The organism is Geomonas diazotrophica (assembly GCF_018919385.1).
In the GTDB taxonomy this organism is placed as follows: domain Bacteria; phylum Desulfobacterota; class Desulfuromonadia; order Geobacterales; family Geobacteraceae; genus Geomonas; species Geomonas diazotrophica.
This window is the reverse complement of the sequence record NZ_JAHLMF010000023.1, coordinates 1-21,324: the sequence shown is the minus strand read 5'-3', so window position 1 is coordinate 21,324 and position 21,324 is coordinate 1. Positions and strand designations below refer to the sequence as shown.

At 61.3% G+C, this 21,324-nt stretch carries 19 protein-coding genes; 5 read left to right on the top strand and 14 right to left on the bottom strand.

Annotated features, from left to right (window positions below; translation table 11 throughout):
* Positions 1–7: 7 nt before the first annotated feature.
* From aspS to KOM00_RS19260, 7 genes are all read right to left on the bottom strand, one after another.
* On the bottom strand, positions 8–1,792 hold the full coding sequence (gene aspS, locus KOM00_RS19290) for an aspartate--tRNA ligase (protein WP_216500649.1): 1,785 nt from the start codon (positions 1,790–1,792) through the stop codon (positions 8–10).
* Between the two features lie 209 nt (positions 1,793–2,001).
* Complete coding sequence (locus KOM00_RS19285) at positions 2,002–2,724, bottom strand: FadR/GntR family transcriptional regulator (RefSeq protein ID WP_216500648.1); 723 nt, start codon at positions 2,722–2,724, stop codon at positions 2,002–2,004.
* Between the two features lie 119 nt (positions 2,725–2,843).
* Positions 2,844–4,085: a (Fe-S)-binding protein gene (locus tag KOM00_RS19280; RefSeq protein WP_216500647.1), complete on the bottom strand. Its 1,242-nt coding sequence runs from the start codon at positions 4,083–4,085 to the stop codon at positions 2,844–2,846.
* Between the two features lie 102 nt (positions 4,086–4,187).
* The gene (locus KOM00_RS19275) at positions 4,188–5,561 is read right to left on the bottom strand and encodes an FAD-binding oxidoreductase (protein ID WP_216500646.1); all 1,374 of its coding nucleotides are present in this window, start codon (positions 5,559–5,561) and stop codon (positions 4,188–4,190) included.
* A 52-nt stretch (positions 5,562–5,613) separates the two neighbouring features.
* Positions 5,614–6,303, bottom strand: a complete 690-nt coding sequence (locus tag KOM00_RS19270) for an LrgB family protein (protein WP_216500645.1) — start codon at positions 6,301–6,303, stop codon at positions 5,614–5,616.
* Positions 6,300–6,665 (bottom strand): CidA/LrgA family protein, encoded by a 366-nt coding sequence (locus KOM00_RS19265; RefSeq protein WP_216500644.1) that lies wholly within the window; start codon positions 6,663–6,665, stop codon positions 6,300–6,302. The genes KOM00_RS19270 and KOM00_RS19265 overlap by 4 nt, the downstream gene beginning before the upstream one ends.
* Before the next feature lie 146 nt (positions 6,666–6,811).
* Positions 6,812–8,761: an L-lactate permease gene (locus KOM00_RS19260; RefSeq protein WP_216500643.1), complete on the bottom strand. Its 1,950-nt coding sequence runs from the start codon at positions 8,759–8,761 to the stop codon at positions 6,812–6,814.
* A gap of 443 nt (positions 8,762–9,204) precedes the next feature.
* Here KOM00_RS19260 and KOM00_RS19255 point away from each other — a divergent pair, with 443 nt between their 5' ends.
* Entirely contained in the window at positions 9,205–9,756 is a 552-nt protein-coding gene (locus KOM00_RS19255; protein WP_216500642.1) for a LutC/YkgG family protein, read from the top strand.
* The gene (gene ldhH / locus KOM00_RS19250; protein WP_216500641.1) at positions 9,753–11,888 is read left to right on the top strand and encodes an L-lactate dehydrogenase (quinone) large subunit LdhH; all 2,136 of its coding nucleotides are present in this window, start codon (positions 9,753–9,755) and stop codon (positions 11,886–11,888) included. The genes KOM00_RS19255 and ldhH overlap by 4 nt, the downstream gene beginning before the upstream one ends.
* 80 nt (positions 11,889–11,968) lie before the next feature.
* Here the strand turns inward: ldhH and KOM00_RS19245 are convergent, their stop codons facing one another.
* The 7 genes from KOM00_RS19245 to KOM00_RS19215 form a co-directional block, all read right to left on the bottom strand.
* Positions 11,969–12,196 carry a hypothetical protein gene (locus KOM00_RS19245; protein WP_216500640.1) on the bottom strand — a complete coding sequence of 76 codons (228 nt, stop codon included), beginning with the start codon at positions 12,194–12,196 and terminating at the stop codon, positions 11,969–11,971.
* A gap of 372 nt (positions 12,197–12,568) precedes the next feature.
* A complete protein-coding gene (locus KOM00_RS19240; protein WP_216500639.1) occupies positions 12,569–13,177 on the bottom strand; it encodes a YceI family protein in 609 nt (202 codons plus the stop codon).
* A gap of 242 nt (positions 13,178–13,419) precedes the next feature.
* On the bottom strand, positions 13,420–13,614 hold the full coding sequence (locus KOM00_RS19235; protein WP_216500638.1) for a GSU3473 family protein: 195 nt from the start codon (positions 13,612–13,614) through the stop codon (positions 13,420–13,422).
* 236 nt (positions 13,615–13,850) lie between these two features.
* The gene (gene speA, locus KOM00_RS19230) at positions 13,851–15,758 is read right to left on the bottom strand and encodes a biosynthetic arginine decarboxylase (RefSeq protein WP_216500637.1); all 1,908 of its coding nucleotides are present in this window, start codon (positions 15,756–15,758) and stop codon (positions 13,851–13,853) included.
* Between the two features lie 42 nt (positions 15,759–15,800).
* Positions 15,801–16,931 (bottom strand): carboxynorspermidine decarboxylase, encoded by a 1,131-nt coding sequence (nspC, locus tag KOM00_RS19225; protein WP_236027090.1) that lies wholly within the window; start codon positions 16,929–16,931, stop codon positions 15,801–15,803.
* A 24-nt stretch (positions 16,932–16,955) separates the two neighbouring features.
* A complete protein-coding gene (locus KOM00_RS19220; RefSeq protein ID WP_216500635.1) occupies positions 16,956–18,152 on the bottom strand; it encodes a saccharopine dehydrogenase family protein in 1,197 nt (398 codons plus the stop codon).
* A gap of 20 nt (positions 18,153–18,172) precedes the next feature.
* Entirely contained in the window at positions 18,173–18,718 is a 546-nt protein-coding gene (locus KOM00_RS19215) for a helix-turn-helix domain-containing protein (RefSeq protein ID WP_183348805.1), read from the bottom strand.
* A gap of 379 nt (positions 18,719–19,097) precedes the next feature.
* Between KOM00_RS19215 and KOM00_RS19210 the strand changes: the two genes are divergently transcribed.
* The 3 genes from KOM00_RS19210 (at position 19,098) to KOM00_RS19200 (ending at position 21,287) form a co-directional block, all read left to right on the top strand.
* Entirely contained in the window at positions 19,098–19,970 is an 873-nt protein-coding gene (locus KOM00_RS19210; RefSeq protein ID WP_216500634.1) for a bifunctional 5,10-methylenetetrahydrofolate dehydrogenase/5,10-methenyltetrahydrofolate cyclohydrolase, read from the top strand.
* Positions 19,971–20,136: 166 nt separating this feature from the next.
* Positions 20,137–20,436 (top strand): transposase, encoded by a 300-nt coding sequence (locus tag KOM00_RS19205; RefSeq protein ID WP_216500633.1) that lies wholly within the window; start codon positions 20,137–20,139, stop codon positions 20,434–20,436.
* The gene (locus tag KOM00_RS19200; RefSeq protein ID WP_216500667.1) at positions 20,421–21,287 is read left to right on the top strand and encodes an IS3 family transposase; all 867 of its coding nucleotides are present in this window, start codon (positions 20,421–20,423) and stop codon (positions 21,285–21,287) included. Before KOM00_RS19205 ends, KOM00_RS19200 begins: the two co-directional genes overlap by 16 nt.
* Positions 21,288–21,324: the final 37 nt, after the last annotated feature.

Below are 21,324 nucleotides of genomic sequence, written 5' to 3'. Positions count from 1 at the left end.
TGACGCCTTACTGCTTCGCGGCGAGACGGATGCCCAGGTCGCGCAGCTGCAGGGTGTCGACGCCGGAGGGAGCCTCTGACATGAGGCAGGCCCCCTTCTGGGTTTTGGGGAAGGCGATGACGTCGCGGATCGAGTCGGAGCCGGTGATCAGCATCATCAGGCGGTCCAGGCCGAAGGCGATGCCGCCGTGCGGCGGGGTGCCGTACTCCAGGGCGTCCAGCAGGAAGCCGAACTTGCTGCGCGCGTTCTCCTCGGAGAGCCCCAACATCTTGAACATCAGGGACTGCACCTCCTCCTGGTGGATCCTGATGGAGCCGCCGCCGATCTCGTTGCCGTTCAGGACCAGGTCGTAGGCCTTGGCGCGGCAGCGGCCGGGGTCGCTCTCCACGTACTGCAGGTCCTCGTCCATCGGCGCGGTGAACGGATGGTGCACCGCGGCCCAGCGTTTCTCCTCCTCGTCCCACTCGAGCAGCGGGAAGTCGGTGATCCAGACGAAGCGGTACTCGTTGGGGTCGGTGAGCCCCATCTTGGCGGCCAGGTGGTTCCTGAGCTTGCCGAGGGAGTCGTTGACGACCTTCGGCTTGTCGGCCACGAACAGGAGCAGGTCCCCTTCCTTGGCGTCGAACGCCTTGTCCATGGTGGCGATCTCTTCGGCGGTGAAGAACTTGGCGATCGGGGACTGCCACCCTTCCGAAGTCATCTTCACGTAGGCGAGACCCTTGGCGCCGTAGATCTTGGCGAACTCGGTGAGATCGTCGATCTCCTTGCGGCTCATGGCGCCGGCGCCCTTCACGTTGATACCCTTGACGATACCGCCGCCTTTCACCACGTCGGCGAAGACCTTGAAGCCGGATTCCTTGACGATGTCGGAGAGCTCGACCAGTTCCAGGCCAAAGCGCAGGTCCGGGTTGTCAACGCCGAAGCGGCGAATCGCCTCCTGGTAGGTCATCCTCTGGATGGGGAGCTCGACCTTCACGCCGCGCGCCTCGGTAAAGATGCGGGCCATGAGCCCTTCCATCACCGTGATGATGTCCTCGCGGTCGATGAAGGACATCTCGCAGTCGATCTGGGTGAACTCGGGCTGGCGGTCGGCGCGCAGGTCCTCGTCGCGGAAGCAGCGCACGATCTGGAAGTAGCGGTCGAAGCCGGACACCATGAGGATCTGCTTGAAGAGCTGCGGGGACTGCGGCAGGGCGTAGAACTCGCCCTTGTTGATGCGCGAGGGGACCAGGAAGTCGCGGGCCCCTTCGGGGGTGGATTTGGTGAGGAATGGGGTCTCCAGCTCGAGGAAGCCGTTGTCGGTCAGGTAGGAGCGGGTGAGCTGGGCCACCTTGGAGCGCAGGATCAGGTTCTGCTGCAACTGGCCGGTCCTGAGGTCGAGGTAGCGGTACTTCAGGCGGATGTTCTCGCTGACGTCGACGAAGCCGTCCAAGGTGAAGGGGAGCGCCTTCGAGGGGTTCAGGAGCTTGCACTCCTTGACCAGCACCTCGATCTCACCGGTCTTCATCTTCGGGTTCACGGTCCCTTCCGGGCGGGCCGCGACGGTCCCCTTGATGGCAAGGACGAACTCGTTTCTGGCGCTCTCGGCCTTTGCGTGCGCGTCGGCGTTTCTCTCCGGGTCGAAAACCACCTGGGCGATGCCGTCCCTGTCGCGCAGGTCAACGAAGATGAGCCCGCCATGGTCGCGCCGCTTGGAGACCCACCCCATCAGGACCACATCCTGACCGATGTGCTCGGCCCTCAACTCGCCGCAATAACTGGTTCTCTTCCAATCGCCCAGAAAATCTATCATGTAAACCCTCCTTGGTTTTATCTGCAGGGAAATAAATCGCGTAACTATACCGAAAAACAAATTTTGCTTCAACCAAAAAGCTCCCCCCCTTCCGCGGCAGGACGGGAGGGAACCAGTCCGCGACGCAGGCCGGGCGAGGCGTCCCCCGGAGGCAGAAAAGGCCCGGCAGAGTGATCTACCGGGCCTTTGGGTGGCTTTGGCTGCCTATTCTACTCGGAGCCGCGCATGGAAACGTAGGCGGAGCAGCGCTTCTGCGCGAAGTCCAGGTGCTCCAGCATGGCGTCGCGGGCGCCGTCGGGGTTGCGGTCGCGGATCATCTCGTAGACCTTCAGGTGGTGGTTGAAGAGCAGCTGCTGGTCCTCCTCGGTGAGATAGACCGCGCGCCAGACATCGCGCTGGAACTCCTGCATCGCCTCGAAGATGCTCTGCATCATGTGCGACCAGACCACGTTGTGGGTGGCGCGGGCCACCAGCATGTGGAAGTGGGCGTCGAAGTCCTCGGAGTGCTTCAAATCCTCGAGGTTCTTCCTCATCCCCTCGATCACCGCCTCGATACGCCGGATATCCTCGGGTAGCGCGCGGGTGGCCGCGTACCACGCGGTCCAGGACTCCATCCCCTTGCGGACCTCGATGACGTCGAGGGCCCGGTCGCCGTCGATGCGGATCAACTCGGTGAGCGGCATGGCGGCCGAGTTCTCGACCAGGGAGCGGACCAGCGTCCCTCCCCCCTGGTAGGTCTCAACGAGTCCGGACGAGGTGAGGATGTTGAGCGCTTCGCGCACCGAGGGGCGGGAAACGCCGAACAGCTCGGCCAACTCGCGCTCTGGAGGGAGCTTTTCGCCCGGGTTGAATTCGCCCGCCAAAATCGAGCTGCGGATCTGCTCCGCGATCTGCGTCGACACCTTTTTGGGTTTAATCGGCGTAAATTTCATGAGGCACCGATACTACATTAGAGTGGCTAAGGCAACAAAATTTTTAGGCTCTGGCCGAGCCGACAGCGTCATTTTGGCGCACATGTCGACCTTTTCCCGGCCGGCCGTGCCCCTCCCTTTCAACCGTTGAGGCTCATCTGCAACAGCTCGGTCAGGTGGATCACCTTGACCGGCGGGGTGGCCTCGGCGAGCGCCTTTTTCAACTGCAAAAGGCAGCCGGGGTTGCTGGTGATTAGGTAGTCGGCTCCGGTCTTCTGGATGTTCTGCACCTTGCGCGACAGCACCCGGTCCGACATCTCCGGCTTCTCGATGTTGTAGGTGCCGGCCGACCCGCAGCAGGCATCCGCCTCGGGGAGCTCTCGGAAGTCGATGCCGGGGATCAGGTTGATCAGGGCGCGGGGCTGGCTGCGGATCCCCTGGCAGTGGGCGATGTGGCACGGGTCGTGGTAGGTCACCTTGAGCGGCAGGGGTTTCAGCTTCTCTTTCAGCGCCCCGGCCTCGGTGGCCAGAATCTCGGAGATGTCACGCACCTTGGTGCTGAAGGCGGTGGCGGCAGCTTCGCCGTCCAGGTGGTGGCCGTACTTCTTCAGTTCGGCGCCGCAGCCGCCGCAGTCGGTCACCACGAAGTCGAGCTCGTGGGACTGGAACAGGTCGGTGTTGAAGCGCGCCGCCTCCTGGAGCCCCGCCAGGTCGTGCCCGAGCATGTTGGGAGCGCCGCAGCACTTCTGCTCCTTCGGCGTGACGACCTTGTACCCCAGGGAGGTGAGGAGTTCGACGGTGGCAAGGCTCGCCTCGCTGAAGATGAGGCTCATGACGCACCCGAGGAAAAAGCCCACCGTCCCCTTCTGCTCGCCGACGGCCGGGGTGACCTCGCTGATGGTCTGGCGCAGCGGGGCATCGGGGAGCTTCGGCAGCAGCCCCTCCATCCTCCCCAGCGCCGCAGGGAACACCTTCAAAAGCCCCAGCGAACGGACCACCTTCTGCAGCCCGGTGCGCTGGTAAACCCTAAGCGGCGCCGTCGCCGCCTCCAGGCGGTCCGGGTGCGGCACCAGCTTTCTCAGGACCAGATCCTCCATGACGGAGAGCCCCTTTTCCTGCTTTCTCTCGCAGCGGAACTCGGCCACCAGCTCCCCCGCGTTGACGCCGCAGGGACAGGCGGAGGCGCAGGCCTGGCAGTCCAGGCAGAGGGAGACGTATTCCAGGAATTTCTCGCTCTCCACCAGTTCCCCCTCCTGGAACTTGCGCACCAGCGCCACACGGCCGCGCGGCGAGGCGGTTTCCAGGAAGGACTCCTTGTAGGTCGGGCAGTGCGGCAGACACATGCCGCAGCGCATGCAGTTGATCAGTTTGACGTAATCCATGAGAACCTCGGGTTAAGGTTGAGGTTGAGGTCAAGGAGAGGCAATGCCGAAGGCGGTAGGCCCGAAGGTCTTTGCTCAACCTCAACCTTAACCTCAACCTGTTTAAAATATTTTCCCCGGATTGAGGATGCCCCGGGGGTCGAAGGCCCCCTTGATGCCGCGCATCACCTTGAGGCCGGATTCTCCGACCAGCTTGGGGAGATACTTCTTCTTGGCCACGCCCACGCCGTGCTCACCGGTGATGGTCCCCCCCATGGCGATGGTCGCCTCGAAGATCTCCCCGAAGGCCCTGTGGGCGCGGGCGATCTCGTCGGGGTTTCTCTCGTCGGTGAGACAGGTGGGGTGCAGGTTGCCGTCGCCGGCATGACCGAAGGTGCCGATCAGGAGGTCGTACTTCTTCGCCGTGTCCTGGATCAGCTTCACCATGGGGGCGATGCAGCTCCTCGGCACGGTGGCGTCCTCAAGGATGGTGGTGGGACGGACCCGGGCCAGGGCGGAGAGCGCGACGCGGCGCGCGGTGGCGAGCTTCAGCGCCTCCTCGGGGGTGGCCGCGGTCTGGAAGAAGGAGCAGTGGTGCCGCTCGCAGATGTCACGGATGCCGGCGGCATCCTCCTCGACCTGGGCGGGGTGCCCGTCCACCTCGATGAGGAGCACGGCGTCCACGTCCAGGGGGAGCCCGACGTGGGCGTACTCCTCGACGCACTTGATGGTGGTGCGGTCCAGGAACTCCAGGGTGGCCGGGATGATGCGCGCCGCGATGATGTGCGAGACGGTGAGCGCTGCCTGCTCGAGTTGCGGGAAATGCACCAGCATGGTCTTCTTGGTCTGCGGCTTCGGGATCAGCTTCACGGTGATCTCGGAGAAGACGCCGAGGGTCCCTTCCGAGGAGACGAGGAGCTGGTTCAGGTTGTACCCCGCCACGTCCTTTACCACCTTGCCGCCGGTCTTCAGCACCTCGCCGTCGGCGAGAATGGTCTTCAGCCCCATGACGTAGTCGTCGGTGACCCCGTACTTGAGCCCCCTCAGCCCCCCGGAGTTCTCGGCGACGTTCCCCCCCATGGTGGAGATGTTCATGCTACCGGGGTCGGGAGGATAGAAGAGCCCCTTCGCCTCAACCTCACGGTGCAGGGTGGAGGTGATCACGCCGGTCTCGACGGTGGCGGTGAGGTTTTCCTCGTCGATCTCGATGATCCGGTTCATCCTGCTGGTCTGCAGCACGACGCCGGAGTCGAAGGAGATGGACCCGCCCGAGAGGTTCGTCCCTGAGCCGCGCGGGGTGACACGCACGCCGGCGCCGTCACAAAGTGCCATCACCTTGGCTATCTCCTCGGAAGTACCCGGAAGCACGACCACCCCGGGGCGGCTCTGCAGCTCGGGGGTCGAGTCGTAGCCGTAGCAGGCGAGGGATTCCGGATCCGAAAGGGTGTACTGCGCCCCCACTATCTCGCTGAGGGCCTTTATGAAGCTATGTTCCATGGCGTTTCTTCCTTTCTTTCATGTGAGGTTGAACCGTTAGCCGCTGTCGCCGCTAGCGCAGGAAAAGAGGCAGATAGTAAGGGGCCACCAGCGCGGTGAACACCGCCGCGATGGCCATGGCGACCCCGCCCATGGCGCCGGCGGTCTCGTTTTCCAGCAGCGCCACCGCGGTCCCCTGCCCGTGCGACACGGTCCCCAGGGCAAGCCCGCGCGCAACCGGGCTCTGCACCCGGCACAGGGTGAGCAGGAGGGGCCCCGCGATGGAACCGATCATCCCGGTGGCCACCACGAAGGCGGCGGTGAGACTCGCGTCGCCTCCGGTGAGGCGGGAGATTTCCACCGCGATCGGCACCGTTACCGACTTGGGTCCCAGCGAGAGGAGCACGCCGTCATCGAGGTGCAGCAACCGTCCGCCAACGAGCGCCGCCGCCATGGTGGTAAGGGAGCCGGCGGCGACACCGGAGAGGACCGGAAGCGCGTACTTCTTCAGCACCTGGCGGTTGTGGTAGAGCGGCAGCGCCAGCGCCACCGTGGCCGGCCCCAGCAGGAAGGTCATGGCGTCCTTCGCGGGTCGGTAATCCTCCAGCGTGAGTCCGGTCGCCTGCAGCAGCGCAATGATGGCCACCGTGCTCAGAAAGACCGGGTTCAACAGCGGGTTCCGGTAGGTGAGGAAGAGCCAGCGGGTGGCCAGGTAGGTCCCCAGGGTGAGCAGCACGAAAAGGGTGAAGAGGAGCAGTTTCACGGCTCCCTCCTGCGTTGCAGCATTTGCACCGACACCCCTGTCACCGCGGCACCTGCCAGCGCGCTCACCAGCAGGATGGCCAGCAGCGCCAGACCGCTTTGGCGCACCAGGGGACCGAAGGACATGAGCCCCACCGAGATCGGGATGAAGAAGAAGGCGAAGTGCTTAAGAAGAAAACCGCTCGCCGCCTCGATCAAGGCCGGTTTCACCAGGCCGCTCGTCAGCAGGGCGAACATGAGCAGCATCCCGGCCACGTTGCCGGGGAGGGAGAGATGCAGGGCGCCAACCAGGTACCCCCCCAGGCGAAACACCAGCCAAAGGAGTACGGTCTGCCAGGTTATCTTGATGAGGTTTGTCGCCATGCCATGGGCCCTTCGCGGTTTTCAGGTGGTCCCGGCGCCGGGAATCGGAAGCGGGGAGTTGCACGTGCAAGGACCGGTTCCAGCCGCCCCCCTGGGCGCAGGAATATCCCCGGGAGGTGCACCCTCCCGGGGATTGCTGCCGTCTGTCAGGGGATCATCCAGGGGAAGACGTAGGCCTGCAGCGCCACGATGATGCCCATCATGGTGGTGAGGAACAGGGCGTGCTTTAAGGTGAAGCGGAACAGGTTCCCTTCCTCGCCGACGAGGCCGGTGGCGGCGCAAGCTACGGCGATGGATTGCGGGGAGATCATCTTGCCCATGACGCCGCCGCTTGTGTTGGCGGCACCGGTCAGGAGCGGGTTCATGCCGAGCTGCTCCGCGGTCACCTTCTGCAGGCCGCCGAAGAGGACGTTACTGGAGGTGTCGGAACCGGTCAGGAAAACGCCCAGCATGCCCAGGAACGGGGAGAGGAACGGGAACATGGCGCCCGCCTTGGTGAAGGATATCCCCATGCTGGTGGTCATGCCCGATGCGTTCATTACGAAGGCGAGACCGACCACGGAGGCGACGGTGACCGCGGGCCAGCGCATGTCGTACAGGGTCTTACCCAGCACCTGGAAGAACTGGCCGACGCCCACGCCGCAGATGAGAGCGGAGATGATGGCCGCGATCAGGATGGCGGTGCCGGCTGCGGACATGAAGTTGAAGGTGAACTTGGCGGGCACCTTGGCCGGGAGCTGGTCGGTGAGGGCCTTGTCCAGCGCCTTGAACTGCGCCTTGTCCACGGCCTTCGCTTCCACCAGTTCCTTCTGGATCTTTTGCAGATCCTTCTGCTTCTTGTCTACCGCGTCGTAGGCGGCCAGCCGCTCGGCGGTGACCACCGGCTTGCCGGCCGGGAGGCTCTGCTCGACAACCAGCACCTTATCCTCGAGCGCCTGCAGTTCGGTGAGGCCGGCGGCCAGGGTCCCCTGCTTGGGATCCGCCGGGGAGAGAAGCGCGGCCTGTTTGGCCGCTTCGGCCTTGACCGCGGCGACCTTCTTGGCGCCGTCTTCGGGCTTGGAAACTTTCTTCACGATGGCGTTATCCAAGCCGGCGACGGGAATCACGAGCTTGCTCTTGTCGAGAGAGGTCTTCACGGAAGGAATACCCCAAACGAGGACCATGATGGTGAGAACGAGGTAGGGAGCCCAGGCACGGAACACTTCGGCTCCGGTGTAGTCGTGGCTCTCCTTGCCGCTGAACTCCGGCTCGTGGTCGAAAGTCCAGACCGTCGCCGGCTGCCAGAACTTGAGCAGTGTGACCAGGGCGGCCAGGGTGAGCAGCGAAGCGGTCACATCGGGGAGGTAAGGACCGAGGTAGCTCGCGGTGCCCCACTGGGCCAGGGCGAAGGTGACGCCGCAGACGACGATCGCCGGCAGCACCTCGATGGTCTTTTTCCAGCCTGCCATGATCATGATGACGTAGAACGGGATGAAGATGGAGATGAAGGGGAGCTGGCGCCCCACCATGGTGGAGAGCTTCATGAGCCCGGCGTCGTCGTACCCCATGACACCGGCAAGGGCTACGACGGGGATGCCGATCGCGCCGAAGGCCACCGGAGCGGTGTTGGCGATCAGACAGACGCCGGCCGCGTAGAAGGGACGAAAACCGAGGCCGACCAGGGTAGCGCCCGCGATCGCAACCGGGGTGCCGAAGCCCGCGGCCCCCTCGATGAAGGCGCCGAAACAGAAGGCGATCAATAGTGCCTGCAGGCGGCGGTCACCGGTCAGTCCCGCCAGCGAGGCGCGGATGATCTCGAACTGTCCCCCCTTGACCGTGATGTTGTAGAGGAGGATGGTGGTGACCACGATATAGAAGACGGGGAAGAGACCGAATGCGGCGCCGTGCAGTGTGGCGAGTCCGGCCAGTTTCGCCGGCATCTGCCATACGAAGATTGCGATCGCGAGGGCGGAGGCGACGGCCAGGGGGCCTGCCTTGTGGGCCTTCATCTTGAACACGGCCAGACAGACGAAGATGACGACGAGGGGGATGGCGGCAACCAGCGCGGACATCGCGAGGCTTCCCGCAACGGGGGTGTAGCTCTGAATCCATGGCATGACTGTAGTTCTCCTTTGGTTCGTGATGCTGGTATGGGCGGCAAAAGAAATGACTATCTACAATGAATTGAATGAAAGGCTCGGACCGAACCTGCACTTAACTGACGCCCACTGCTGGCACATCGGAGAACTGGGCAATCAAACTAGGTTATACATTTTGGTAAGGCCAATTAACCACCTTTTCAAAACGGTGTCAAGTTATTTTGCATACGCTATATAAATAGCTTTACTCATGCGAGTTTTTCGACTAGAATTATTTGGCCATATGGTAATATCTCTTTTATCATATACCCTGCCTGCCACTCGCCGAACGAACGTATGAGAGGAATGAGTAGCAGGTTCCGGGGAATTTAAAACAGCTTTACCCTCGTCAAAAACGGCCGATGCAAAACGGGCCGCAATGTGCGCAGCGGTAAAGACCCAAACGATGGAGGAAGAACAGCATGTACGAGCAATTCAAGGCCAGGGCAGTCGGGGTCGGGGCGGAAGTGCATCGCGTCGCCACCTGCAGTGACGCTGTAGAATTCGTCCTCTCCTTCTTGAAGCAGGAAGGGGTCTGCGAACGTCCCGGCAGCTACGCGGTCTGGGCCAAGGGGCCGTTTCTGGATGCGGTAGGCCAGGGGCCTCTCGCCGGGGTTCCGGGGCTCGGCTTTGAGGTGACCAGGGAGCGCGCGGCACAGGCCAAGGTCGGCATCAGCGACATGTCCTTCGCGGTGGCCGACACCGGCTCCCTGGTGCAGGACCAGGCTGCGCCGGACCAGCGCCTCGCCTCGGCACTTACCGCGATCCACATCGCGCTCGTACCTTCAGGCAACATCGTGGCCGACAAGGGCGCCCTCTTCACCCGGATCACCCCCAAGAACAGCCGCTACATTGCCTTCATCACCGGCCCCAGCCGCACCGCCGACATCGAGCGCGTACTGACCATCGGCGTGCACGGGCCGGAGCGGCTGATCGTACTGTTCGTTGACGAGCTGGGAGGGGAGAAGAAATGAAACAGGAATTCAAGGCATCCATCAACCGGGCGCTGAACGACGCCAACCTTACCGGCGCGCTCGGCAAGTTCTCCGAAGCCTACAAGGTGAACCGCACCAAGGCCTACGAGGGGATCGACTTCGAGGAGCTGCGCGGCCGCATCGCCGAGGCGAAGTCCGCCGCGGCCTGCCATCTGGACGAGGTGGCGGAGACCTTCCGAAAGAATGCCGAGGCCCTCGGGGCCAAGGTGTTCCGCACCCGCGACCCCGAAGAGGTGAAACAGTACATCCTCAAGGTGGCGCGCGACAACGGCGTGAACAACGTGGTGAAGTCGAAGTCGATGGCCACCGAGGAGATCCACCTGAACCAGGCCCTGCTGAAGGAAGGGATCTCGGTTGCGGAGACCGACCTCGGGGAATGGATCATCCAGCTCGCCGGCCAGACCCCGTCCCACATGGTGATGCCCGCCATCCACATGACCAAGGAGGAGGTCGCCGACATCTTCAGCAAGGAAGTGAACGAGCGCCTCGACACCGACATCCCGCGCCTGGTGAAGGTGGCCAGAAACGAGCTGCGCCCCAAGTTCCTGGCCGCCGACATGGGGATCTCCGGGGCCAACATCGCCGTCGCCGAAACCGGCAGCATCGTGCTGGTGACCAATGAGGGTAACGCGCGCCTCGTGACCACCCTCCCCCGCGTCCACGTGGCACTGATCGGCGTCGAGAAACTGGTGGAGAAGTTCGAGACCGTGGTCCCCATCCTGGACGCGCTCCCCAGGAGCGCCACCGCGCAGCTCCTCACCAGCTACGTCTCCATCATCACGGGCCCTACCCCCAACGACGACGGCTCCATGAAGGAGCTGCACATCATCCTGATGGACAACCAGCGCAGCGAGATGGCCAAGGACCCGAAGTTCAAGCAGGCCCTGCAGTGCATCCGCTGCGGCTCCTGCCTGAACGTCTGTCCCATCTTCCGCCTGGTGGGGGGGCACGTCTTCGGGAAGGTCTACACCGGCGGCATCGGCACCATCCTCACCGCCTGGTTCGACGAGCTGAAGAAGTCCGAGGATATCCAGGGTCTGTGCATCCAGTGCGGCAACTGCACCCAGGTCTGCCCCGGCAAGCTGGACATTCCCGAGATGATCATGGAGATCCGGCGCCGTCTGGTGCTGGAAAAGGGGCAGCCGCTGGTGCAGAAGGCCATCTTCAGCGTGGTGAACAACAGGAAGCTCTTCCACGGCATGCTCCGCGCCGCCTCGGTCGTCGGCAAGCCGTTCACCTCAGGGAAGTTCATCCGCCACCTGCCGCTCTTTCTTTCTGATCTCACCGACGGGCGCAGCCTCCCGGCCATAGCCGATAAGCCTTTCCGCGACATCTACGCGGGGATCGAGCAGCCCAAGGGGAAGGAAAAGGCGGTCTTCTACGCCGGGTGCCTGATCGACTTCGCCTACCCCGAAACAGGGGTCGCCCTCGTGAAGCTGCTCAACAAGGCGGGGATCGAGGTGGCCTTCCCCGAGGAGCAGACCTGCTGCGGTGCGCCTGCCCTCTACAGCGGCGCCTACGAGGTGGCCGCCCAGAACGCAGCCGACAACATCGAGGCACTCTTGCAACAGGACGCACAGTACGTGGTGTCCGCCTGCCCAACCTGTACCGTTGCGCTCGCCCACGAATTCGCCAAGACGCTCGAGGCGGTCGGGCGGACCGAGTGGCTGGACAAGGCGAGGAAACTGGCGGAGAAGACCGTCGACCTCTCGACGCTGGTGAAGCGCCTGGTGGACGAGGGTCGCCTGAGCTTCCAGGAAGGGGAACAGTTGGGCAAGATCACCTACCACGACTCCTGCCACCTGAAGAGGACGCTGAAGGTGTCGGAACAGCCGCGCGAACTGCTGCAGCAGGCGGGGTATGAGCTGGAGGAGATGTTCGAGTGTGACATGTGCTGCGGCATGGGGGGATCCTACTCCATGAAGCTCCCCGAGATCTCGGCTCCCATCCTGAAGAGAAAACTGAAGAACATCAAGGATACCGGCGCCTCCCTCGTGGCGATGGACTGCCCCGGCTGCGTGCTGCAGATCAGCGGCGGGTTTGACCAGGACGGCGCCCCGGTACGGGTGAAGCACACGGCCGAACTGCTCGCCGACCGGCTCAAGGGGTAACGTTCGGCGCACACAGGTGAAAATGGAAAAGCCGCTCGAAAGAGCGGCTTTTCTCGTTACAGCGGACTACACCATCCTTGTTACGCCTTCAACTTGGCAGCCTCCGGTTTGCTCAACAGCGCCTTCACCGCGCCGATGACCAGCATGGCCGCGGGAACCATCTGTCCCGCCACGATGACGGCGGCAAAGCCCATGAAAGCCCAGACAAGGATGCCAGGCTCGTCCGCCTGCGCACCGTTGGCTGCAAAAGCCGATGTTGCCGATGCGACTGTTGCGATGATCGAGGTAATAGGTGCTCTCGCTTTCATGACATCCTCCTTTTAGGATCGGTCGTTAGCCTGCTGGACTCATGAAGAGCATCAAGCGTGCCAGATATCGACCAGCACCCCAATTACCGCGCAACAACCTGAAATAAAAGCTGTTTTTAAAGATGGACCATACAGGTCGCAACGAAGGGCCGTCACGATAGTATGTTTTTTTCATACACCCCGGCACCCCGTTTCCAGCCCCGCGCCTTCCCCCTCAAAGACAACAATCTGATAATACAGGAATTATCGCTTCTTCAGGGGGTGTATAACCGCCACATGCGGCCGCCGGGGAGCTGTTCAACCTTTCAAACGAAGAGGGCGTCCTCCACCTGGAGAACGCCCCCCCTGTTCCAGCTCAAAGACACTCGGTGATCATCTGGCCTTGGTCATCTCGACCTCGATGCTGATCGTTACCTCGTCGCCGACCGCGACACCGCCCGCTTCCAGCATCTTGTTCCAGGTCAGACCGAAATCCTTCCTGTTGATGGCAGTGCTGGCCGCGGCGCCGCGCCGGATGGTCCCCATCGGGTCCTTGACCTCGGGTGAAAGCCCCTCCACGTCGAGTACCACCGGCCTGGTCACCCCGTGCAGGGTGAGGTTGCCCAGGACTTTGAAGCTGCCGCCGCTCCCCCTGGTCAGCCCCGTGGAGACGAAGGTCATGGTTGGATACTTGGCCACATCCAGAAAGTCCGGACTTTTGAGATGGGCATCTCGCTTGGCGACACCGGTATCGATGGATGTCGTATCGATGGTCGCCGTGACCGAGGACCTGGTGAGGTCGCGGTCATCGATGTTGACCACACCCGAAACCTTCCCGAATACTCCCTTGACGTTGGAGACCATCAGGTGCCGGACCTTGAAACCTATGCTGCTGTGATCGGGGTCTATGTTCCAGGTGGCAGCCGAGGCGAGCACAGGTGCTGCAAACAAAAACGCTGCCGTGAACAAACCGGCGACCCGGGCCGCTGTTAATCTGATCATCGTTACCCTCCTCTGTGTCGCTTGGCGAAGCCAGACGACGCTGTGATGTCACGCAACACGACAATGATACCATTAGGGTCCTGTTTGTCGACAATAAGAATGGCGCTTTGCGTGCTCGGAAGACGGCGGCAGCCGCGTCAGGAGTAGGAGGGGGTTCGGAAGGATGCGGTGAGGGGAACCGGTGAAGATGGTGTGGTCAGGCGGCGGCAAACCTCCCGCCGGAGCAGGAGGCCAGGGTCGGATCAGGCGTTGGCGCCCCTTCTCTCGACACCGTTGTACGGCTCGCGACGCGGGGTGCGAACCGGATCGACACCGACACGGACCCAGCCCGACCTGCGCCTGAAACTGGAGATCGTGCCGGACTGGATCAGTTTGTCCAGCATGAAGTCTTTGACGTAGTCATACTTGTTGTCGTCGTAGCTCACCTGAATAAGCATTACGTCCTCCACACCTCGAGATGGATGCCGCGATGTTTCTTTGAAACGAGGCGCTACCTGACCCTATCGGCAGCAAAGTTTAACACAGGCTACTGAGAAAGTCCAAATTATAAGCCGCTTTTCGAAACCAACGTACAAGACAAACGGCATTGCTGAAACAGCAACAGGGGAAAACCGCTTGGCTTTCCCCTGTACTGTATCGACAGCAAAAAAAAGAACTTTAAAAAAGAGTGAGGTTACTCGCCGAGGTAGGTGTAGGACTGCAGCGTCTTGTCCAGCAGCTCCAGGAAGTGGCTGCTCTCCTCGATGGACACCTTCTGCAGCGAGACATCCTTCTCCAGGTTGTTCCTGACGCGCTTCAGTATCTCCTGGGCGTCGTACTGCACGTACTTCAGGCTCTCCCAGGTGGCATCGCCGGTGATCACCGTATCGATCTTGTAGTTGGTCTTCTTGTTGAAGGTTATGTGCACCGCGTTGGTGTCGCCGAAGAGGTTGTGCATGTCGCCCAGGATCTCCTGGTAGGCGCCGATCAGGAAGAAGCCGATGTAGTACTGCTCGTCCCCCTTGATCTTGTGCAGCGGCAGCGCCTTGGTCCTGCCGTTCTCCCCCACGAAGCTGGTGATCTCGCCGTCGGAGTCGCAGGTGATGTCGGCGATGGAGGCCAGCACGTCCGGCTTCTCGTCCAGGCGCTGGATCGGGACGATAGGGAAGAGCTGGTCGATGGCCCAGGAGTCCGGGATTGACTGGAACAGCGAGAAGTTGGCGAAGTAGGTCTGCCGGAGGCTCAGCTGGAAGTTCTGCAGCTCGTCCGGGATCGGCTTCATCTTATCCACGATGGAGTTGATCTTCCTGATGATCTTCGAGTAGATCCACTCCGCGTTGGCGCGCTCGGCCATGTTCAGGTAGCCCAGGTTGAAGAGGCTCACCGACTCCTGGATCAGCTGGATGGTGTCGTGGTAGTCCTCGCGCAGGGAGTGCTTGTCGATGCTCTTGTAGATGTCCACGAGCTTCTTGACCGTCGGGGAGAGCTTCTCCGTCTCGGTGAGGATGAACTCGAAGTCCGGCATGAGCGTCTGGGTGTTGTTGTTCAAGACGTCGGTGATCAGTACCGAGTAATGCGCGACCGTGGCGCGGCCGGACTCGGAGATGATGTTCGGGCACGGGACGCCGGCGTCGTCGCAGATGTTCTTCACCTGGTAGATGACGTCGTTGGCGTACTCCTCGAGCGAGTAGTTGACGCTGGAGAAGTAACTCGACTTGGAGCCGTCGTAGTCGACGCCGAGGCCGCCGCCGATGTCCAGGAACTCGAGGTCGACGCCGAGCTTCCTCATCTCGGCATAGATCCTGGTCCCCTCGATCAGGGCGTTCTTGATCTTATCGATCTTGGTGATCTGGCTCCCCACGTGGAAGTGCAGCAGCTTCACCGTGTTCAGCATGCCGTTTTCGCGGAGCATGTCGATGGCGGCGATGATCTCCGAGATGCGCAGGCCGAACTTGGCGTCCTCGCCCCCGGAGGTGGACCACTTGCCGATCCCCTTGGAGGAGAGCTTCACGCGGATGCCGAGTTTCGGGGTAATCCCGGTGCGCTTGGCCACCTCGACGATCTTCTCAAGTTCGAAGAGCTTCTCCACCACGATGGTGATGTCGTAGCCGACGCGGGTTGCGAAGAGCACGGTTTCGATGAACTCGGTGTCCTTGTAGCCGTTGCAGATGATGGGGAGGTTGCTGCCGGTCACCATGGAGATGGCCGCCACCAGCTCGGGCTTGGAGCCGACCTCGAGGCCGATGTTGTACTTCTTGCCGAAGTTGGCGATAGCCTCGACCACCTGGCGCTGCTGGTTCACCTTGATCGGGTAGAAGGTCTGGTACTTGGCCGGGTAGTTGTTGTCGTGAATCGCGTTCTTGAAGACGCGGCTGATCGAGGCGATACGCCCCTCCAGGATGTTCATGAAACGCAGAAGGATCGGCGGCTTGATCTTTCTCTTGATCAGGTCGTCGACCAGCACCTTGAGATCTATCGAGTATTTTGAATTGGGGGTCGGGTGCACGCAGACGTTACCCTTCTTGTTGACCGAGAAGAGTTCGGCGCCCCAGTTATCGATGTTGTAGATCTTGGAGGAATCGTTGATGGTCCATTTAGCCATTTTCAGTTCACCATGTTCAGCAAAGTGGGATGTTGACAGTCATCACGACAAACGGTTCTTGAAATCTTCATAGCCGAAGCTGCGCACGACGCGCAGTTCACCGGTCTCGGGTTCGTAGGTACAGATGTGCGGCAACTGGATGCCGTTGAAGGTGGTCGTCTTGACCATGGTGTAGTGCGACATGTCCAGAAACGCCAGTTTCTCCCCCGGCACCAGCTCATGGTCGAAGGACCAGTCGCCGATGACGTCGCCCGCAAGGCAGGAGGGGCCGCCCAGCCGGTAGTCGTGCCCCTTCTCTCCCGGGAGGAAGCCGTCCTGGATCTCGGGACGGTAGGGCATCTCCAGGATGTCGGGCATGTGGCAGGTGGCCGAGACGTCCAGGATGGCGATGTCCGCCTCGTTGTGCACCACGTCGAGCACCTCGGAGACCAGGATGCCGGTGCCGATGGCGATCGCCTCGCCCGGCTCCAGGTAGACCTCGAGGTCGTACTTCTCCCGGTAGTAGCGCACCAGCTCGACCAGGGCGTCGATGTCGTACCCCTCGCGGGTGATGTGGTGCCCTCCCCCAAGGTTCAGCCATTTCATCTGGGGCAGGAACTCTCCGAACGTCTCCTCGAACACCTTGGAGGTCCGCTCCAGGGGCTCGAAAAGCTGCTCGCACAGGGTGTGGAAGTGCAGTCCCTCCACGCCGGCGAGCGATTTGCCCTCGAACTCGGAGCGCAGGATGCCCAGGCGCGACTTGGGGGCCGCGGGGTCGTAGATCGGCGTGTGCCCCTCGGAGTGCCCCGGATTCACCCGGAGGCCGATGGAGACGCGGCCGGCGTACTTCTCCCACATGGGGCGGAAGCGCTCCAACTGGTTGAAGGAGTTAAACACCAGGTGGTTCGAGGTGGTGAGGAGCTCCGCCACGTCGTTTTCCTTGAAGGCCGCGGAGAAGCTGTGCACCTCGCCGCCGAATTCCTCGCGACCAAGGCGCGCCTCCCAGGGGGAGCTGGCGCAGATCCCGTGCAGCGTCTGCGCGATGATCGGGAAGACGCTCCACATGGAGAACGCCTTCAGTGCCAAAAGGATCTTGGCGCCGCTGCGCTTTTGCACCTCGTCAAGTATGGCCAAATTGTGGCGCAGCCGCCCCAGGTCGACCACGAAGGCCGGGGACGGGGCGAGCCGCGTCATCTCTTGCACGTGCAGTCTGGTCACTTACAGTTCCGCCCAGTCGCCACCGTCGACTACCACGGTGGGGAGGCCCATGGGGCCCAGTTTCTCGATGAACGGCTCCGGATCGAACTGCTCCATGTTGAACACGCCTTCGCCGCGCCACTTGCCGGTAAGCATCATGACGGCGCCCACGACCGCGGGCACGCCGGTGGTGTAGCTGATGGCCTGGCTCTTCACCTCGCGGTAGCACGCCTCGTGGTCGCAGATGTTGTAGATGTAGACCTGCTTGCGCTTGCCGTCCTTGATGCCGCGGGCGATGACGCCGATGCAGGTGCGCCCCTTGGTGAGCGGACCGAGGCTGCCGGGATCAGGCAGTACCGCCTTCAGGAACTGCAGCGGAACGATCTTCTGGCCGTTGAACTCCACTTCGTCGATGCGGGTCATGCCTACGTTCTGCAGCACTTCGAGGTGCTTCAAGTAGTTATCCGAGAAAGTCATCCAGAACTGCGCCTTCTTGATGGTCGGGATATGCTTCACCAGCGACTCCATCTCCTCGTGGTACATGCGGTAGATGTTCATCGGGCCGATACCGTCCGGGAAGTCGAAGACGCGCTTGGTTGCCAGCGGCGAGGTCTCGACCCAGTCGCCGTTCTCCCAGTGACGGCAGGCAGCGGTCACCTCGCGGATGTTGATCTCCGGGTTGAAGTTGGTGGCGAAGGGCTGGCCGTGGTTGCCCGCGTTGGCGTCGATGATGTCGATCTCGTGCACCTCGTCCAGGTACTTCTTGGCCGCGAGGGCGGTGTAGACGTTGGTGACGCCCGGGTCGAAGCCGGAGCCGAGCAGGGCCATGAGCCCCTTCTCCTTGAAGCGCTCCTGGTAGGCCCACTGCCAGCTGTATTCGAACTTTGCGGTGTCCAGCGGCTCGTAGTTGGCGGTATCCAGGTAGTCCACGCCGGTGGCCAGGCAGGCGTCCATGATGGTCAGGTCCTGGTACGGCAGCGCCACGTTGATGACGAGCTTGGGCTGCTCGCGCTTGATCAGCTCGATCAGCTCCGGCACGTTGTCGGCGTCCACCTGGGCGGTACCGATCGGGAACTCTATCTGGTCCGCGATGGCGCGGCACTTGGATTCGGTGCGGGAAGCGAGGGTAATGGCGGTGATCACGCCGGTTGCCTGGGCACACTTATGGGTAACAACCCCGCCTACGCCGCCTGCCCCGATAATCAATACTTTGCTCATTTGACTAGCTCTCCTTCTTATCAATAGTAAAACGTTGGGGGTGTCACAACCCAGAGCAGCTTCGCCGCGCTCTTTCCTACATTCTTGACTGCATGTTTGCGGTCCGAGGAGAAGTAGAAGCATTCCCCCTTGTCCACCGTGTACAGCTTGTCATCCAACCGTAACTGCACCTTCCCGGAGATGACGAAACCGAACTCCTCGCCCTCGTGGATGGGCTGTTCGTCCATCTCGCCGCCGGGATCGAGCGTCACCAGCACCGGGTCCATCTCACGGTTCTGCGCGCCCGGCACCAGGAGTTCCACCTTGACGTTGTCGCCGTCGTCCGTCGCCTGCACCCGGGCATCTTTACCGAAGACGATGTCCTGGTCGACTTCCTCGCTGAAGAACTCCTGCATGCTGATGCCGAGGACGTCGACGATGTCCTTCAGCGTCGCGATGGACGGTGACGTCGCATCGTTCTCCAGCTGCGAAATGAAGCCCTTGGTCAGATCGGCGCGGCTGGCCAGCTCTTCCTGAGTCAGCGAATTGGCCATCCTGAGCCTCTTCAACCTCTCACCGATTTTCAAGTGTCCTCCCCGGTTTAGTAACAGTAAACCTTTTGTATTTTGGCAATGTATTGCGTTGCCCGGATTTTGTCAACAAAAAGTTTAGTAATGGTATACTTCCTGTTTAACATTTAAAGTTCATTAATTTTACAAATCAGGCAAGCGCCTGAAATGGCGCCGGTTTACGGCATAGCGGGGGCAGATTAAGCCGTATACTGACAGCTCGACAGCCTGCGCTGAAAAGCCCGGACATGATCTCCCGCCCCAGCCACCGAAGCCACCTTAGCGTATACCGGTTCACGCTAACTAGCTGTTGAGCCGTGACTTTTTTTATGCTACTACTCGTTGATCGGCACACCCTCCTCTCTCCTGCGCCGAGGCAAACTTCAGAGGAACCAGCATGAACCTATTAGATGGCAAGAAATGCGCCGACAGCCTGATTGCAGGGATCGCCAAGCAGGTTGCGCGCCACGTAGATGCGGGTCTCAGGAAACCGCACATGACCGTGATCCTCGTCGGCAACCATGCCCCCAGCGAGTCCTACGTAAAATCGAAGATCACCACATGCTCGCTTTCGGGCTTCGACAGCAACCTGATCCGCCTCCCCGAAACGGTCTCGGAGAAGGAGCTTCTCGCCTTGATCGCAGAGATCAATGAGGACAATTCTACCGACGGCGTCATCGTGCAGCTGCCGCTCCCCAAGCAGATCAACGCCCAGCGTGTCATCAACGCGATCTCGCCGGAGAAGGACATCGACGGTTTCCACCCCACCAACTTCGGGCGGATGACCCTGGGGCAGAAGGCGTTCCGTCCGGCGACCGCCTACGGCATCTGCAAGCTGCTGCAGTTCTACCAGGTGCCGGTAGCAGGGAGGCACTGCGTCGTCATCGGGCGTTCCAACATCGTCGGCAAGCCCATCTCCATCATGCTCTCCAACGACTTCGACATCGGAAACGCCACGGTTACGCTCACCCACATCGAAACGCCGCGCGAGCTGCTGCTCGAGGAAACCCGCCGAGCCGACATCGTCATCGTCGCCGTCGGGATCCCCGGGTTCATAACCCCTGACATGGTGAGGGACGGCGTCACCCTGATCGACGTCGGCATCAACCGCCTGGAAAGCGGCAAGATCGTCGGCGACGTGGCTTTCGACGCGGTCGCCCCCAAGTGCGAGTGGATCACCCCGGTTCCGGGCGGCGTCGGCCGCATGACCGTGGCCGCGCTGATGATCAACACGCTGGCCGCCTACCAGAACAACTTCGAGCTGGCTTAACCCTCCAACCCTCCCCCCCCGTCCCTCTCCCCTCTCCCCTCTCCCCTCTCCTTCCGGGAGAGGGTGGCCAAAGGCCGGGTGAGGGAGTCACTTGCGGCTGCAATGTCTGAGCTATCTTCACTTTTGAGGACACACCATATATCCTAACGAGCCAGGAGGGTGTGTCATGAGATCGAATCGCAAGTACGATTCAGAGTTCAAGCAAGAAGCGATCAAGTTAGTCATTGATGAAGGCCGAACCATCCGTGAGGTAGAGAGCAGCCTAGGGATCACCCATGGGGTACTCAAAGGGTGGGTCCAGAAACATCGGGACCAACAAGATCCTGTAAAAGTTCACCATGCATCAGTTGAAGCCGAGCTGAAGCACCTGCGTAAAGAGAACGAGAGGCTACTCCGCGAGCGTGAAATCCTAAAAAAAGCAGTGGCCATCTTCTCGACGGATCCGAATCGATATTCGGGTTCATAACCGAGCACCGCTCCGAATTCGGAGTTCAGGAGATGTGCCGAGTTCTTGGAGTGACTCGGAGTTGGTATTACGCCCACGCAGCCGGCCGGGTAACCAAGCGGCAGCGTGAAGACCAGGCACTGCTGCCAGCTATCAAAAAAGCCTTTCATGACAGCGACAAGACGTACGGTGCAGTACGAGTAGTCAAAGAGCTGCGAAAGCAACAACAGTACGTCGGAAAGAACCGCGTCTGGCGCCTGATGCGTGAAAATGATCTGCGAGTGAAGACTAAGCGGCGATTCAAAGTCACCACGAACTCGGATCACAAACGGCCTGTGGCGCCAAACCTTTTACAGCGGGACTTCTCGGCTCCAGCCCCTAATCGGGTCTGGACTGGTGACATAACGTATATCGAGACTGCTCAGGGCTGGTTGTACCTGGCAATCGTGCTGGATCTGTTCTCCCGCCGAATCGTTGGCTGGAGCATGAGCGACCGAATGACAGACGACCTTGTTGTAACGGCTTTTGCCAATGCAGCGGTTAAGCGGCGGCCAGGAGCAGGCTTCATCTTCCACAGCGATCGCGGTTCGCAGTACTGCAGTAAGCGCTTCGGTACCACGATCAGCAAAGCTGGCGGCATGCAAAGTATGAGCGGCACCGGATGCTGCTACGATAACGCTGTGACGGAGACATTCTTCTCGACACTAAAGAGAGAGCTGGTTTACCACTGCTCCTTCAAAACCCGGCAGGAGGCGCAAAGCCGGATCTTTTGTTACATCGAAGGTTTTTACAATCGCAAGAGGCTACACTCTGCCATTGGCTATTGCTCCCCAGAAGAGTTCGAGCAGCAGGAGTTGAAGATGGCAGCATAAGGGTTTCTAACGTGTCCTCTATTGCGAAGATAGGCCA

Excerpts from the sequence above, each read along its gene's own strand:
- aspS (WP_216500649.1), bottom strand. The coding sequence starts at position 1,792 with ATGATAGATTTTCTGGGCGATTGGAAGAGAACCAGTTATTGCGGCGAG.
- KOM00_RS19285 (WP_216500648.1), bottom strand. The coding sequence starts at position 2,724 with ATGAAATTTACGCCGATTAAACCCAAAAAGGTGTCGACGCAGATCGCG.
- KOM00_RS19280 (WP_216500647.1), bottom strand. The coding sequence starts at position 4,085 with ATGGATTACGTCAAACTGATCAACTGCATGCGCTGCGGCATGTGTCTG.
- KOM00_RS19275 (WP_216500646.1), bottom strand. The coding sequence starts at position 5,561 with ATGGAACATAGCTTCATAAAGGCCCTCAGCGAGATAGTGGGGGCGCAG.
- KOM00_RS19265 (WP_216500644.1), bottom strand. The coding sequence starts at position 6,665 with ATGGCGACAAACCTCATCAAGATAACCTGGCAGACCGTACTCCTTTGG.
- KOM00_RS19260 (WP_216500643.1), bottom strand. The coding sequence starts at position 8,761 with ATGCCATGGATTCAGAGCTACACCCCCGTTGCGGGAAGCCTCGCGATG.
- KOM00_RS19255 (WP_216500642.1), top strand. The coding sequence starts at position 9,205 with ATGTACGAGCAATTCAAGGCCAGGGCAGTCGGGGTCGGGGCGGAAGTG.
- ldhH (WP_216500641.1), top strand. The coding sequence starts at position 9,753 with ATGAAACAGGAATTCAAGGCATCCATCAACCGGGCGCTGAACGACGCC.
- KOM00_RS19245 (WP_216500640.1), bottom strand. The coding sequence starts at position 12,196 with ATGAAAGCGAGAGCACCTATTACCTCGATCATCGCAACAGTCGCATCG.
- KOM00_RS19240 (WP_216500639.1), bottom strand. The coding sequence starts at position 13,177 with ATGATCAGATTAACAGCGGCCCGGGTCGCCGGTTTGTTCACGGCAGCG.
- KOM00_RS19235 (WP_216500638.1), bottom strand. The coding sequence starts at position 13,614 with ATGCTTATTCAGGTGAGCTACGACGACAACAAGTATGACTACGTCAAA.
- speA (WP_216500637.1), bottom strand. The coding sequence starts at position 15,758 with ATGGCTAAATGGACCATCAACGATTCCTCCAAGATCTACAACATCGAT.
- nspC (WP_236027090.1), bottom strand. The coding sequence starts at position 16,931 with ATGACGCGGCTCGCCCCGTCCCCGGCCTTCGTGGTCGACCTGGGGCGG.
- KOM00_RS19220 (WP_216500635.1), bottom strand. The coding sequence starts at position 18,152 with ATGAGCAAAGTATTGATTATCGGGGCAGGCGGCGTAGGCGGGGTTGTT.
- KOM00_RS19210 (WP_216500634.1), top strand. The coding sequence starts at position 19,098 with ATGAACCTATTAGATGGCAAGAAATGCGCCGACAGCCTGATTGCAGGG.
- KOM00_RS19205 (WP_216500633.1), top strand. The coding sequence starts at position 20,137 with ATGAGATCGAATCGCAAGTACGATTCAGAGTTCAAGCAAGAAGCGATC.